The organism is Streptomyces sp. NPDC007856, assembly GCF_042868225.1.
GTDB lineage: Bacteria > Actinomycetota > Actinomycetes > Streptomycetales > Streptomycetaceae > Streptomyces.
On the sequence record NZ_JBIAEC010000002.1, the window covers coordinates 45,248 to 59,404 of the forward strand.

Annotated in this window: 11 protein-coding genes; all 11 read right to left on the reverse strand. The window is 70.2% G+C overall.

All coding sequences use genetic code 11. The annotated features are described in order from the left end of the window. Positions 1-50 precede the first annotated feature (50 nt). The 11 genes from ACFYOH_RS04630 to uvrC all read right to left on the reverse strand — a co-directional run bounded on the left by ACFYOH_RS04630 (position 51) and on the right by uvrC (position 14,148). Positions 51-1,295, reverse strand: a complete 1,245-nt coding sequence (locus tag ACFYOH_RS04630) for an MFS transporter (protein WP_388621163.1) — start codon at positions 1,293-1,295, stop codon at positions 51-53. Between the two features lie 146 nt (positions 1,296-1,441). Beyond that, a complete protein-coding gene (locus ACFYOH_RS04635; protein ID WP_078066843.1) occupies positions 1,442-1,777 on the reverse strand; it encodes an RNA polymerase-binding protein RbpA in 336 nt (111 codons plus the stop codon). A gap of 217 nt (positions 1,778-1,994) precedes the next feature. Continuing rightward, the gene (gene secG, locus ACFYOH_RS04640; protein WP_388621165.1) at positions 1,995-2,231 is read right to left on the reverse strand and encodes a preprotein translocase subunit SecG; all 237 of its coding nucleotides are present in this window, start codon (positions 2,229-2,231) and stop codon (positions 1,995-1,997) included. A gap of 108 nt (positions 2,232-2,339) precedes the next feature. Beyond that, positions 2,340-3,116 carry a triose-phosphate isomerase gene (gene tpiA, locus ACFYOH_RS04645; RefSeq protein WP_388621167.1) on the reverse strand — a complete coding sequence of 259 codons (777 nt, stop codon included), beginning with the start codon at positions 3,114-3,116 and terminating at the stop codon, positions 2,340-2,342. A gap of 6 nt (positions 3,117-3,122) precedes the next feature. Further along, a complete protein-coding gene (locus ACFYOH_RS04650; protein WP_388621169.1) occupies positions 3,123-4,334 on the reverse strand; it encodes a phosphoglycerate kinase in 1,212 nt (403 codons plus the stop codon). 145 nt (positions 4,335-4,479) lie between these two features. Next, on the reverse strand, positions 4,480-5,487 hold the full coding sequence (gene gap, locus ACFYOH_RS04655; protein WP_069781521.1) for a type I glyceraldehyde-3-phosphate dehydrogenase: 1,008 nt from the start codon (positions 5,485-5,487) through the stop codon (positions 4,480-4,482). Between the two features lie 343 nt (positions 5,488-5,830). After that, complete coding sequence (locus ACFYOH_RS04660; RefSeq protein WP_388621172.1) at positions 5,831-8,794, reverse strand: M14 family zinc carboxypeptidase; 2,964 nt, start codon at positions 8,792-8,794, stop codon at positions 5,831-5,833. A gap of 173 nt (positions 8,795-8,967) precedes the next feature. Beyond that, positions 8,968-9,957, reverse strand: a complete 990-nt coding sequence (whiA, locus tag ACFYOH_RS04665; protein WP_030583311.1) for a DNA-binding protein WhiA — start codon at positions 9,955-9,957, stop codon at positions 8,968-8,970. Beyond that, the gene (gene yvcK / locus ACFYOH_RS04670) at positions 9,948-11,039 is read right to left on the reverse strand and encodes a uridine diphosphate-N-acetylglucosamine-binding protein YvcK (RefSeq protein WP_388621174.1); all 1,092 of its coding nucleotides are present in this window, start codon (positions 11,037-11,039) and stop codon (positions 9,948-9,950) included. The genes whiA and yvcK overlap by 10 nt, the downstream gene beginning before the upstream one ends. Next, positions 11,036-12,055: an RNase adapter RapZ gene (rapZ, locus tag ACFYOH_RS04675; protein ID WP_388621176.1), complete on the reverse strand. Its 1,020-nt coding sequence runs from the start codon at positions 12,053-12,055 to the stop codon at positions 11,036-11,038. The genes yvcK and rapZ overlap by 4 nt, the downstream gene beginning before the upstream one ends. Beyond that, complete coding sequence (gene uvrC / locus ACFYOH_RS04680; protein ID WP_388621178.1) at positions 12,052-14,148, reverse strand: excinuclease ABC subunit UvrC; 2,097 nt, start codon at positions 14,146-14,148, stop codon at positions 12,052-12,054. Before uvrC ends, rapZ begins: the two co-directional genes overlap by 4 nt. Positions 14,149-14,157 lie beyond the last annotated feature (9 nt).

Consider the following 14,157-nt stretch of genomic DNA (forward strand, 5'->3'; position numbering starts at 1 on the left):
CCGACTTCAGCCTTCTTTCGTGCCTGTCCCAGCTGTTCCAACCTATTTGATCAGCGCGCGGCACGAGCCGTCGTGACGTCGTCGCCCGGCGCAACAACAGGTACGTCCGCCTTGCGGGCCGGTATCAGCGAGGTGACGGCGAGGGCGAAGAGGACGGCGGCGAGCAGCGCCGGACCGTTCAGTCCGTACGTCCGCGCCGCCACTCCGCCGAGGAGCGCGCCGAGCGGGGCGCCGGACGTGGAGGAGGTGCGGAACGCGGAGGCGATACGGCCCACCATCGCCTCGGGGCTGCGCTGCTGCATCAGAGTGACCTGGTTGACGTTCCACACCATGTTCATGGCGCCGAGCAGCAGCATGCCGGTGGCGAGCGCGGTCAGGTGCCGGACGGATCCGATGAGCAGCAGGGACGATGTCTGGACGCAGCCGGCGACCAGCAGCGCCCGCACCCGGCCGGTGCGGCGCGCGAGGCGCTGGGCGAGGAATCCGCCGGTGATGCTGCCGGCCGAGAATGCCGTCATCGCGGCCGCGTATCCGGTGTTGCCCGCATCCAGCCAGCGCGTCACGTGCAGCGCAAGCGTGGCGATCAGGGCGCCCATGCCGATGTTGCACAGCAGCGTGGCCATGCAGGTCGCGCGCAGTGCCCGGTCGCCCCACAGGGCGCGCAGGCCCGCCACGATCTCCGTCCGCAGGGTGCTGCCGGCCGGGTGCGGCTCGCGCTCCGGCGGACGTATCCGCAGGGACGCCACCAGGGCGGCGGCGGCCAGGAAGGTGCTCGCGTCGGCCGCGAACGGCATGAAGGCGCCCGCCGTCAGCAGCAGTGGCACCAGCGGGGCGGCGAGCAGACCGCCGGCGATCTGCTGTCCGGTCATCAGCCGGGCGTTGGCGCCGCCCAGGGCCGCGCGGTCCACGAGCGCGGGCAGCAGGGCCGTGGAGGCGTTGTCGAAGAGGGTCTGGAGCGTGGTCAGCGCGAAGGCGAGGGCGAGCAGCAGCGGGATCGAGGCGTGGCCCAGTGCCACGACGACGGCGAACGCGGCCACCAGCAGGCCACGGACCGTGTCCACGGCCCACATCGCCCGGCGTTGGTCGACCCGGTCGGCCACGGCCCCGCCGAGCAGCCCGAACAGCAGCCACGGCACATAGCCGCAGGCCGTCACCGAGGCGATGACCAGGGGTTCGTCGCTGAGCCGCACCGCGAGCAGGGGCAGGGCGGACGTCCGTAACGCGTCCCCGAACCGGGAGACCACGGCGGCCGTCCACAGCCGCCCGAATCCCCCGCGCCAACCGGGCGCCGTCACGCGCCCTTCCTCGACCGTCGCCACAGCTCCCCCTCACCATGCGTCTATGGACACAAGGTAGAGGGAGCCACTGACAATCGTCCGGCCGCCGGCGGGCGGATACGGCTCCGGCCAGGCACCTCAAGGCGCCCGGCCGGTGTCAAGTGCTAGATCTCGCCCCGCAGTTTGGCGAGCGCCTCGGCGAGGATCGCCTCGCCGTCCGCGTCGCTGCGCCGCTCCCGTACGTACGCGAGATGCGTCTTGTACGGCTCGGTGCGCGGTGGGTCCGGCGGGTTGTCCCGGTCCTGACCTGCCGGGAAGCCGCAGCGCGGGCAGTCCCAGGTGTCGGGAACCTGCGCGTCGCTGGCGAAGCTCGGCTGCGTCTCGTGCCCGTTGGAGCACCAGAAGGAGACGCGCAGCCGCGGCGCGGACTCGCCGCGCTCGGCCTCGCCCATCGGCCCCGCCCCGACCCGGCTTCCTCGGATCGCGTTGCCACTTGCCACGGTCGTAACTCCCTGCGTGATGGTGCCGCGAAGCGAGTCGGCGTTTCGCTTCGCCGCGAGCGCCTCAGTCTACGTAAGGCCCAACGCGCGTCCAGTGATTGGAGTTACAAGGGCCCCGCTCCTAGACGCAAGCCCCATGATAGGCCGCGCCCAGGAGCGCGTACCGAACATGGGGCCATACGTGCCGAATATGCGTGATGTGGGTGCTGTGCGGGTGTCAGCTGTTCGTCTTCATCAGGATGCCGAGGACGAGGATGCACGCGAACCACAGCAGGCCGACCACGATGGTGATCCGGTCCAGGTTGCGCTCGGCGACGGAGGAGCCGCCGACAGAGGACTGCATGCCGCCACCGAACATGTCGGAGAGGCCGCCGCCCTTCCCCTTGTGCATCAGCACCAGCAGCATCAGCAGCAGGCTGAAGACGATCAGGGCGATCGAGAACCCCAAAACCACGGCTGGACCAACTTCCTCGGATTCGGATGGACGACGGGGGCACAGCGTCTCGGCTGTGCCCCCGCAAGGGTACGACGTATCGCCGCTACCGCCTACTCACAGCGTGCGTCACTGATCGCGGAACCGCACGATCTTGACGAACTCGTCGGCGTCCAGCGAGGCGCCCCCGACCAGGGCGCCGTCGATGTCGGCCTGCGCCATGATCTCGGCGACGTTGCCGGACTTCACGGAGCCGCCGTACTGGATGCGGACCTTGTCGGCCACGTCCGGCGAGTACAGCTCGGCGATCTTGGCGCGGATGGCGGCGCAGACCTCCTGGGCGTCCTCGGCGCCGCACACCTTGCCGGTGCCGATGGCCCACACCGGCTCGTAGGCGATCACGACGGTCTCGGCCTGCTCGGCCGGGAGGTCCTTCAGACCGCCCTCGACCTGGGCGAGGGTGTGGGTGACGTGGTTGCCCGCCTCGCGGACGTCCAGCTCCTCGCCGACACACAGGATCGGGGTCAGGCCGTGCTTGTAGGCCGCCTTGACCTTGGCGTTGACGAGTTCGTCGGTCTCGTTGTGGTACTGGCGGCGCTCGGAGTGGCCGATGACCACGTACGAGCACTTCAGCTTGGCCAGCATCGGACCGGAGATCTCGCCGGTGTAGGCGCCGGAGTCGTGCTGCGAGATGTCCTGGGCGCCGTACTTGATCTTGAGCTTGTCGCCGTCGACCAGGGTCTGTACGGAGCGCAGGTCGGTGAAGGGAGGCAGGACGGCGACCTCGACGGCCTCGTAGTCCTTGTCGGCCAGGGCGAAGGCGAGCTTCTGGACGTGCGCGATGGCCTCGAGGTGGTTGAGGTTCATCTTCCAGTTGCCCGCCATCAGCGGCGTGCGAGTGGTCATGCGGGGTCAGTCCTCCAGTGCGGCGAGGCCGGGGAGCGTCTTGCCCTCGAGGTATTCGAGGGAGGCGCCGCCACCGGTCGAGATGTGGCCGAATGCGTTCTCGTCGAAACCGAGCGTACGCACGGCCGCGGCCGAGTCACCGCCGCCGACGACGGTGAAGCCGTTCGAGTCGACGAGGGCCTGGGCGACCGCCTTGGTGCCCTCGGCGTAGTCGGGGTGCTCGAAGACGCCCATGGGGCCGTTCCAGAACACGGTGGCGGCGTCGGCGAGCTTCGAGGCGTACAGCTCTCGGGTCTTCGGGCCGATGTCCAGGCCCTCCTGGTCGGCCGGGATCTTGTCCGCGTCGACGGTCGTGGGGTTGGCCGGGGCCTTGGTCTTCAGGTCGGGGAACTCCGGCGAGACGAGGACGTCGACCGGGAGCACGAGCTCGACGCCCTGCTTCTCGGCGCGCTCCATGTACTCGGTGACGGCCGGGATCTGGTCCTCCTGCAGGAGGGAGATGCCGACCTCGTAGCCCTTGGCCTTGAGGAAGGTGTAGGCCATACCGCCGCCGATGAGCAGCCGGTCGGCCTTGCCGAGCAGCTGGTCGATGACTGCGAGCTTGTCGGAGACCTTGGCGCCGCCGAGCGCGACGACGTACGGGCGCTTGACCTCCTCGGTGAGCTTCTTCAGGACGCCGACCTCGGTGGCGATGAGGTGGCCGGCGTAGTGCGGAAGCCGCTTCGGCAGGTCGTAGACGGAGGCGTGCTTGCGGTGCACGGCACCGAAGCCGTCACCGACGTAGACGTCGGCGAGCGCGGCGAGCCGGTCGGCGAAGGCGCCGCGCTCGCTCTCCTCCTTGCTGGTCTCGCCGGGGTTGAAGCGCAGGTTCTCCAGGACGGCGACCTGGCCGTCGGTGAGGCCCGCGACCGTGTCCTGGGCGGAGGGGCCCACCGTGTCGGTCGCGAAGGCCACGGCGGAGCCGAGGAGTTCACCCAGGCGGGAGGCGGCCGGCGCGAGGGAGAAGGCGGGGTCCGGGGCGCCCTTGGGGCGGCCCAGGTGCGAGGCGACGACCACCTTGGCGCCCGCGTCCGCGAGGGCCTTGACGGTGGGCAGGACGGCGCGGATCCGGCCGTCGTCGGTGATGGTGCCGCTCTCCAGCGGCACGTTGAGGTCGGCGCGGACGAAGACCCGCTTGCCGCTCACGCCGGCGGCGAGAAGTTCGTCGATCGTCTTCATTGAGGTGGACTCCAAAGGAGGGCTCGTGGTGCACCTGATCGTAAAAGGACGTGGTCCGTACGCGAGACAGGGCCCGGACAGCGCGGCGGTGCGCTGCCCGAGCCCTGCTCTCACTTCAAGGTCCTGCTGCCGCGGTCTGCGGCGATCAGAGCTGGTTGCCGACGAAGACCGTGAGGTCCACGAGGCGGTTGGAGTAGCCCCACTCGTTGTCGTACCAGCCGATGACCTTCACGTTCTTGCCCTCCTGGACCATGGTCAGGGAGGAGTCGAAGGTGCAGGAGGCCGGGGCGTTGACGATGTCGGAGGAGACGATCGGGTCCTCGGTGTAGTCGAGGAGGCCCTTCAGCTCGCCCTCGGCGGCCTTCTGGAAGGCGGCGTTGACCTCTTCCTTGGTGACCTCGCGGCCGAGCTCCACGACCAGGTCGGTGACCGAGCCGGTCGGGACCGGGACGCGCATGGCGATGCCGTCCAGCTTGCCCTTGAGCTGCGGCAGGACCAGCGCGGTGGCCTTCGCGGCACCGGTGGTGGTCGGGATGATGTTCTCGGCGGCGGCACGGGCGCGGCGCAGGTCCTTGTGCGGGAAGTCCAGGATGCGCTGGTCGTTCGTGTACGCGTGCACCGTGGTCATCAGACCCTTGACGATGCCGAAGTTCTCGTCGAGGACCTTCGCCATCGGGGCCACACAGTTGGTGGTGCAGGAGGCGTTGGAGATGACGTGGTGGTTCGCCGGGTCGTACTTGTCCTGGTTGACGCCCATCACGATGGTGATGTCCTCGTCCTTGGCCGGAGCCGAGATGAGGACCTTCTTGGCGCCGCCGGCGATGTGCTTCGCGGCGTCTTCCTTCTTGGTGAAGATGCCGGTCGACTCGATGACGATGTCGACGCCCAGCTCGCCCCAGGGAATGTCGGCCGGGTTGCGCTCGGAGAGCACCTTGATGGTGTGCCCGTCCACCGTGATGGTGTCGGCGGTGTGGGAGACCTCCTGCTTGAGGCGACCCAGGATCGTGTCGTACTTGAGCAGGTGAGCGGTGGTCGCGGTGTCACCCAGGTCGTTGACAGCCACAACCTCGATGTCCGCCCCCTGCTCCAGCAGCGCGCGGAAGTAGTTACGCCCGATGCGGCCGAAGCCGTTGATGCCTACGCGGATCGTCACGAACCGATCTCCTCGTTGGTACGCCGGCCATGCGGTGCCGGCGAGCTCTGTTTGGGATGTCCCCGACCACCACCGACCCTACCTCCCGGAGGGCCCCGGGGTGACATCGAGATGGCCCATACACGGGCAGGCGGTCCGTACCCGCCAGTAGGGGTACGGACCGTGCCGGAACGGCAGTGGTTTCACTCGTATTTAGTACGGAATGTCGGGCGGTTTTCGCGTCGTCTTCACTCGTTCGTGAGCGGGTCGGCTCACTTGATCAGGGCCCGTTTCGCGCACCGTTGAGAGGGCTCCCGCTCACCTGTTGGAACAAGGCGAGCGGGATCTGTCAACGTGGCGCCCCTCACCCTCCGAGCGCCGCGAACGCCTTCCGCACCAGGGTTGCCCGGTCGGCCGCCGACGACACCTGTTCCAGGCCGAAACCGAGCAGCACGGTGTGGTCCGTGGTGACCGCCCCGTACGTCTGGAACAGCGCTCCGGAGCGCGCCCAGTCCTTCAGGACCGGCGGGCTGCCCGCGGGCGGTCCGGCCACGTGCCAGGCGCCCAGCGACGACTCGAAGCCCTCGGTCTCCTTCGCCGTCCCGCCGACGACGAGGGAGGCGTCGTCGGCGAGGACTCCGTGTCCGCCGGTGCCCGGGTCGGTGATGTAGCTGATGGAGACCTCGACGGACTTCCCGGCGTAGGCGCTCAGGTCGAAGCCGACCTGCCGCCAGCCGCCGGAGCTGCCGGTGAGGCTGTTCCAGGAGCCGGTGGCGCCGGTCGCGGTGCAGGCGTTGTTCGCGAGCGTCAGGTAGTGCTTCAGCCAGGGATGCTCGGCGATCAGGAATCCCTGCCCGCAGTCCGCCGGCACGGCCGTCCTCGTGGCGCCCCCGGCCTCCGGCAGCGTGGTCCAGTCGTCGGCGCCCACGGTGTGCGCCTCGATCACCGCGTGGTCGTAGCCCGGCTCGGTGTCCCACAACAGCCGGGTGGTGAGGGCCGGCTTGTCGGCGGCGCTGACACCGGTGAGGTCGATGGTGCGGGTGAGGCGCTTGTAGGCGTCGTCGGTGTGCACGGCGGCGGCCATGTACGAGCCGGAGTAAGGCCCGTAGGGGCTCACCGCCCCGGCGAACCGGCCCGCGCCCGCGCTCTTGAACTGCGGGTACGCGGACGCCGGAAGCTCGTCGGAGGTGACGCCGTAGGTACCGGCCTCGTCCAGCGGGTTCCCGGGCGCGTCACCGAGGGCGCCGGAGTAGCCGTCCAGGGCGCCGGTGCCGGTGAAGCCGGTGGCTCCCTTGGTCGACGTACGGCTGTAGGCGCCCAGGTAGTACTGGCTGAAGTCGTCCGAGAGGGTGCCGCCGCCGAGGTCGACGCTGCCGCCGGCCAGTTCACCGGCCTCGATCAGCCGACCGCCCTCGTTGAGGTAGGCGCGCAGCTGGAGCTGGGTGGCGTTGCCGGGGCCGTTCGCGCCCGAGTAGTGCACGACCGTGCGGAAGTGCTTCAGCACGCCGAGCGCGTCCGGGGCGCCCTGCGTGGCGACGTCCCACACGATCGCCCGGTGCCCGGCCGCCTTCACCGCGTCCAGGTACTTCTGCGCCTGTGCGGCCGCCGCGCCCTCCTCGGCGACGACGAGCGTGTCGGCCTCGGGCCGCTCGGCGACGGTGTAGGTGAAGTGCGGGCTGGAGACCTTCTTGCCGCCCTTCTCCTCGCCGGTGAACCAGACCTCCACCTTGTCGCCCGGCTCGCCGCCCCGCACCCTGGCCCGGTACTCGTCGAAGTACAGGTCGTCGTGGCCGCCGTAGGTCCTGCCGCCCTTCCAGCGCCGCAGCGCCCGGTCGTGCGTACGGCCGCCGTCGACGCGGTACTTCAGCTCCTTGTCGCGGATCGCCTTGCGGACGACGACGGAGACCTCCTGGTCCGCGCCCCGGGAGTACGACGTGGCGAACGTGGCCGGGGTGAAGTCGGCGGCGCTCAGCCCGACCGAGGAGACCGGCCGGTCAGGGTGCGCGGCGGTCTCGGCGACGGAGAGCGCGAAGGGGATGTTCTTGGTGAACTCCTGCTGGATGAGTTTCTCGTCGTCGGGGAAGTTGAAGACCGACTGGCAGTCCTCGGGCTTCCAGGCGTCGTTCGGGTCGATCTCCGACGCGGTCTGGCAGGTCGACATCTCGGGGGTGAACATCGCGATGCCGTTGACGTTCGACGCGTGCCCGTCCGCCTCACCGTTGGTGGTGTACAGCTCCGAGGAGATCTGCGAACGGTAGCCGGGGATGGCCGGATCGTCCGGGGTGCCGGCGAGCGCCTTGTAGAGGACGTCGTCCGGGGTGGGGGTGGCGACCTGCCAGCCGACGCCGTAGAGCAGGAGTTCGGCGGCGGAGTGGTAGTTGACGGCGTATCTGAACCCGACGCGTTTCTCGAAGCCGTCCAGCGCCTTGGTCTCGGGCTCGGACTCGGGGCTCGCGCCGCGGTAGGTCTCGCTGGTCGGATCGGGGGACGATCCCTCGTCGTCGTAGCCCCACTTGTAGGGGAAGTTGCGGTTGAGGTCGACGCCGTCGCCCGTGCCGATGACGCCGTCGCCGTTGACGTCCCGCAGGTTCTTGCGCCACAGGCGAGTCGTGGAGTTCTTGAACGTGTAGTCGTAGCCGTCGGGGTTGGCCGAGATGACGAACCACAGCTCAGTGGAGTCGACGATCCTCCGGATGCGCTTGTCGGTCCTGTAGCGGTCCAGGTAGTAGTGCATCAGACGCCGGGTCATCTCCGGGGTGATCCACTCGCGCGCGTGCTGATTGGACAGATACAGCACGGACGGCTTGGCGCCGTCCTTCGTCTGCCTGGCGTCCCTGGTCAGCTTGAGGGCGAGGATGTCCTGGCCGTCCACCGTCTTACCGATGGACTCGACCTTGGTCAGGCGGGGATTGGCCTGGGCGGTGCGCAGGATCTCCTCCTTGAGCCCACCGCTTCCGCTGTAGGGGCGGAACACGCCCTGGGACGCCTTCTCGATGCGGGCCTCCGCCCTGGCCGGGACGGTGTGCTCGGTGAGGTCGACGCCCTGTCGCCGGAGTTGGGCGGCCTGGTGCTCGGTGAGGTAGACCTCGACCTCGGACTTTCCGGCCTTTCCGCCTCCGCTGACCTGCTCGGCGAGTTCGTCGCCGTCCTGGCCGGCCTTGAGAAGCAGGGGTATCTGCTGCTTGGTGACGTCGGCACGGAAGACCTTGACCGCGTCCGGGTCGGACTTCGCCGGACTTCCGCTCTGTGCCTGGGCTACGGGTGCAAGGCTCGCTCCGCCGATCAGAAGCGCGCCGACAGCGAGGATCGATCTCGCTCTGTGTCTCATGAACCCCCCTAGCGGTGGTCCGCCACAGCGGCGAACAGGTTGCCAGGCTCATGTCAGACGATGATCGAGTCAAGAGCGCCTCACGGCCATGTAAATGAAGGCTTGCCAGGCACGGGAAGGCCGGTGCCGCAGCCCCGACTGGGCCTCGGCACCGGCCTGTTGAGGTGGGCCGGTCAGCCCGCCAGGTTGTCCGCCAGCTCCTCGCTGAGGTTGGCCTCCGTGCCCGGGATGCCCAGGTCGGCGGCGCGCTTGTCGGCCATGGCCAGCAGCCGGCGGATACGGCCCGCGACCGCGTCCTTCGTCAGCGGCGGGTCGGCGAGCGCGCCCAGCTCCTCCAGCGAGGCCTGCTTGTGCTCCATGCGCAGGCGTCCGGCGGCGGCGAGGTGCTCGGGGACCTCGTCGCCCAGGATCTCCAGCGCCCGCTGCACCCGCGCTCCGGCGGCCACCGCTGCCCGGGCCGAACGGCGCAGGTTGGCGTCGTCGAAGTTCGCGAGCCGGTTGGCCGTGGCCCGCACCTCGCGGCGCATCCGGCGCTCCTCCCAGGCCAGCACCGACTCGTGCGCGCCGAGCCGGGTCAGCAGCGCGCCGATCGCGTCGCCGTCACGCACGACCACCCGGTCCACGCCCCGCACCTCGCGGGCCTTCGCGGCGATCGACAGCCGACGGGCGGCGCCGACCAGCGCGAGCGCGGCCTCCGGCCCCGGGCAGGTCACCTCGAGCGAGGAGGAACGGCCGGGCTCGGTCAGCGAACCGTGTGCCAGGAAGGCCCCGCGCCAGGCTGCCTCGGCGTCACAGGTGGCCCCCGAGACCACCTGCGGGGGCAGGCCGCGGATCGGGCGGCCCCGGCCGTCCACGAGCCCCGTCTGGCGTGCCAGCTGGTCACCGCCCGCGACGACCCGCACGACATACCGCGAGCCCCGGCGCAGCCCGCCGGGCGCCATCACGATCAGCTCGGAGCTGTGGCCGAAGATCTCCAGGATGTCCCGCTTGAGACGGCGGGCCGCCATCGCGGTGTCCAGCTCCGCCTCGATCACGATGCGCCCGCTCACCAGGTGAAGGCCGCCGGCGAACCGCAGGATGGCGGAGACCTCCGCCTTCCTGCAGCAGGTCCGGGTGACGGGTAGCCGGGAGATCTCGTCCTTCACCGCTGCCGTCATCGCCATGGGCCGATCCTTCCATGCATCCGAAAAATACGGTCGTACGCGGCGGCCAACAGCTCCGGGTCGTGCCGGGGTGTTCCGTCGGTCCGGGCCACCGGCGCCAGCTCGACCGCGGCTCCCAGCCGCTTGGCGGCCTCGGTGAGCGAGTCGCGGTCGGGCACGGCGGCCTCGTCGGCCAGCACCACGTCCAGGGCGAGTTTAGGGGCGTGTCGCCCCAAAACCTCCAAATGACGCTGCGGTGAGAACCCCTCGGTTTCTCCCGGCTGCGGGGCGAGGTTCAGCGACAGCACCTTGCGTGCCTTCGTCTGCGTGAGGGCGTCCAGCAGCTCGGGTACGAGCAGGTGCGGGATCACGGAGGAGAACCAGGAGCCGGGGCCGAGCACCACCCAGTCCGCGTCCAGGACCGCCGCCACGGCCTCGGGCACGGCCGGCGGGTCGTTCGGCACCAGGTGCACCGACTGGACCTCGCCGGGCGTGAGGGCGACGTTCGCCTGCCCGCGCACGGTGTCCACGTCCTCCGGGCGCTCCGGATCATGCCCCTTGACCAGGGCCTGCAGCTCCAGCGGCACGGCGGACATGGGCAGCACCCGGCCGTGCGCGCCGAGCAGCCTGCCGACCAGGTCCAGGGCCTGCACATGGTCGCCGAGCTGCTCCCACAGGGCGACGATCAGCAGATTGCCGACCGCGTGCTCGTGCAGATCGCCCTTGGACTGGAAGCGGTGCTGGATGACCCGGGCCCAGGTCTGGCCCCACTCGTCGTCGCCGCACAGCGCGGCCAGCGCCTTGCGCAGGTCGCCGGGCGGCAGCACACCCAGTTCGTCGCGCAGCCGGCCGCTGGAGCCACCGTCGTCGGCCACGGTGACGACGGCGGTGAGGTCGCCGGTGATCCGGCGCAGCGCGGCGAGCGAGGCGGACAGGCCCATGCCGCCGCCGAGCGCGACGACCTTCGGCTGAGCGCCCCGACGCCGGGGCCGGCCGCCGCGGGCCTCGCCGGGGCGGGCCGTCCCTTCGGCCGTGGCACGGCTGGAGCGCTCCTCCGGCACCATCCGGCGCAGCCTGCCGAGCCGCCGTGTACGTTCCGTCATTCCCGTCCCATGTCCCGGTGTACGACCACCGTCTCCACGCCCTCGGCCGCGAGGCGCGCGGCGAGCTTCTCCGACATCGCGACCGAGCGGTGCTTGCCGCCGGTACAGCCGATCGCGATGGTCACATACCGCTTGCCCTCGCGCCGGTAGCCGGCGGCGATGAGCCGCAGCAGTTCGGCGTACCGGTCGAGGAACTCCTTCGCGCCGGGCTGGTTGAAGACATACGCCGACACCTCCTCGTTCAGTCCCGTGAACGGGCGCAGCTCCGGGACCCAGTGCGGGTTGGGCAGGAAGCGCATGTCCGCGACCAGGTCGGCGTCGACCGGGAGCCCGTACTTGAAGCCGAAGGACATCACGGTGGCCCGCAGCTCGGGCTCCTCCTCGCCGGCGAACTGGGCGTCCATCTTGGCGCGCAGCTCGTGCACGTTGAGGCTGGAGGTGTCGATCACCAGGTCGGCGTCGCCGCGCAGCTCGCGCAGCAGCTCGCGCTCGGCGGCGATGCCGTCCACGATGCGGCCGTCGCCCTGCAGCGGGTGCGGGCGGCGCACCGACTCGAAGCGGCGCACCAGGGCCTCGTCGCTGGACTCCAGGAACACGATCCGCCGGGTGACGCCCCGGGTGTCGAGGTCGGCGAGGGATTCGCGCAGATTGTCGAAGAAGCGCCGGCCGCGCACGTCCACGACGACCGCGATCCGCGCCACGTTGCCCTGCGAGCGGGCGCCCAGCTCGACCATGGTGGGGATGAGGGCGGGCGGGAGGTTGTCCACGACGAACCAGCCGAGGTCCTCCAGACACTTCGCCGCCGTGGACCGTCCCGCTCCGGACATGCCGGAGATGATCACCAGCTCGGGGATGGCCGCTTCCTGGCCCGAGACCGGCGTACCGTCCGTACTCACCTGTGCTCCGTTTTCCTGGGCCGCGGGCTGTTCGCCCGCCGCGGGGGGTGGCAAATCCCGCCCCGCTTCCTTGCGGGCCCGATCTCGCTCCGCTGTGGGCTGTGCGTCGTGCTCCGTCATCTCTCCTGCCCCCGTCGTTCGTCCGGGAGGCCCGCGGTTACGGGCTCCCCCGAGGAGCCCGCCGTCGTATCGGGTTCCTCGTCATCAATGATCTCCCCGGTCGCCGTGTTCACGGCGGGTGCGGCCGGAGCCGCCTGGGCGAGGGCCGCGGCGATGGTCTCGGCCGTCTTCCGGCCTATCCCGGGCACCTCCTGGATCTGTTCGATTGTGGCGGACCGCAGCCGCTTCACCGAGCCGAAATGCTTGATGAGCGCTTGTTTGCGGGTCTCGCCGAGGCCGGGAACGTCGTCCAGGGGGCCGGCCCGGAAGCGCTTGGCGCGTTTGGTGCGCTGGTAGGTGATCGCGAACCGGTGGGCCTCGTCACGGACGCGCTGGAGCAGATAGAGGCCCTCGCTGGTGCGGGGCAGGACCACCGGGTCGTCGTCGCCGGGTAGCCAGACCTCCTCCAGGCGCTTGGCGAGGCCGCAGACGGCGATGTCGTCGATGCCCAGCTCGTCCAGGGCGCGCCGGGCCGCGGCGACCTGCGGCTGCCCGCCGTCGACCACGACGAGCTGGGGCGGATAGGCGAACTTCTTCGGACGGCCGTCGTCGTCCTTGAGGGAGTTGGTGATCTCGTCCGGGTCGGTGAGGGTGCCGTCGCCGTCGGTGAGGGCGTCCTCGCTGCCGGAGCCGTCGGCCCACTCCCCCGTCTTCTCCTTCTCCGCGAGGTACCGCCTGAAGCGGCGGGTGATCACCTCGTGCATGGAGCGGACGTCGTCCTGACCCGCGAAGCCCTTGATCTGGAAGCGGCGGTACTCGCTCTTGCGCTGCAGTCCGTCCTCGAAGACGACCATGGAGGCGACCACGTCGTCCCCCTGGAGATGCGAGATGTCGTAGCACTCGATGCGCAGCGGGGCGCTGTCCAGGTCGAGGGCCTCGGCGATCTCCTCCAGGGCGCGAGAGCGCGTGGTCAGGTCGGAGGCGCGCTTGGTCTTGTGCAGCGCGAGCGCCTGCAGGGCGTTGCGCTGCACGGTCTCCATGAGGGCCTTCTTGTCGCCGCGCTGCGGGATGCGCAGCGAGACGTTCGCCCCGCGGCGGCCGGTCAGCCACTCCTGGACCGGCTCGACGGGCTCGGGCAGCGCCGGGACCAGGACCTCCTTGGGGACGGCGTCTCCCATCTCCTCGCCGTAGAGCTGCTGCAGGGCGTGCTCGACCAGGGCGCCGGTGGTGATCTCCTCGACCTTGTCGGTCACCCAGCCGCGCTGGCCGCGCACCCGGCCGCCGCGCACATGGAAGATCTGCACGGCCGCCTCCAGCTCGTCCTCGGCGACGGCGATGAGGTCGGCGTCCGTCGCGTCGGCGAGCACGACGGCGTTCTTCTCCATGGCCTTCCTCAGGGCCTCGACGTCGTCGCGCAGCCGGGCCGCCCGCTCGTACTCCATCTCCTCGGCCGCCTCCATCATCTGCTTCTCCAGACGGCGGAGGTAGGTGCCGGTGCGGCCGGCCATGAAGTCGCAGAACTCCTCGGCCAGCTCCCGGTGGTCCTCGGGGCTGATCCGGCCGACGCAGGGGGCGGAGCACTTGCCGATGTAGCCGAGCAGGCAGGGGCGGCCGGTGCGGGCGGCGTTCTTGAACACGCCGGCCGAGCAGGTGCGCACCGGGAACACGCGCAGCAGCAGGTCGACGGTGTCCCGGATGGCCCACGCGTGCCCGTACGGCCCGAAGTACCGGACGCCCTTCTTCTTGTGACCGCGCATCACCTGCACGCGCGGGAACTCCTCGTTCATCGTCACCGCGAGGTACGGGTAGCTCTTGTCGTCGCGGTACTTGACGTTGAACCGGGGGTCGTACTCCTTGATCCAGGAGTACTCCAGCTGGAGGGCCTCGACCTCCGTGGACACCACGGTCCACTCCACGGACGCGGCGGTGGTCACCATCGTCCGGGTGCGCGGGTGCAGGTGCGCCAGGTCCTGGAAGTAGTTCGCCAGGCGCTGGCGCAGGCTTTTCGCCTTTCCGACGTAGATCACCCGGCGGTGCTCGTCACGGAACCTGTACACCCCCGGGGAGTCCGGGATCTCACCCGGCCTGGGGCGGTAGCTGGAGGGATCGGCCATGTCTCACAC

Excerpts from the sequence above, each read along its gene's own strand:
- tpiA (WP_388621167.1), bottom strand. The coding sequence starts at position 3,116 with ATGACCACTCGCACGCCGCTGATGGCGGGCAACTGGAAGATGAACCTC.
- ACFYOH_RS04650 (WP_388621169.1), bottom strand. The coding sequence starts at position 4,334 with ATGAAGACGATCGACGAACTTCTCGCCGCCGGCGTGAGCGGCAAGCGG.
- ACFYOH_RS04660 (WP_388621172.1), bottom strand. The coding sequence starts at position 8,794 with ATGAGACACAGAGCGAGATCGATCCTCGCTGTCGGCGCGCTTCTGATC.
- whiA (WP_030583311.1), bottom strand. The coding sequence starts at position 9,957 with ATGGCGATGACGGCAGCGGTGAAGGACGAGATCTCCCGGCTACCCGTC.
- yvcK (WP_388621174.1), bottom strand. The coding sequence starts at position 11,039 with ATGACGGAACGTACACGGCGGCTCGGCAGGCTGCGCCGGATGGTGCCG.
- rapZ (WP_388621176.1), bottom strand. The coding sequence starts at position 12,055 with ATGACGGAGCACGACGCACAGCCCACAGCGGAGCGAGATCGGGCCCGC.
- uvrC (WP_388621178.1), bottom strand. The coding sequence starts at position 14,148 with ATGGCCGATCCCTCCAGCTACCGCCCCAGGCCGGGTGAGATCCCGGAC.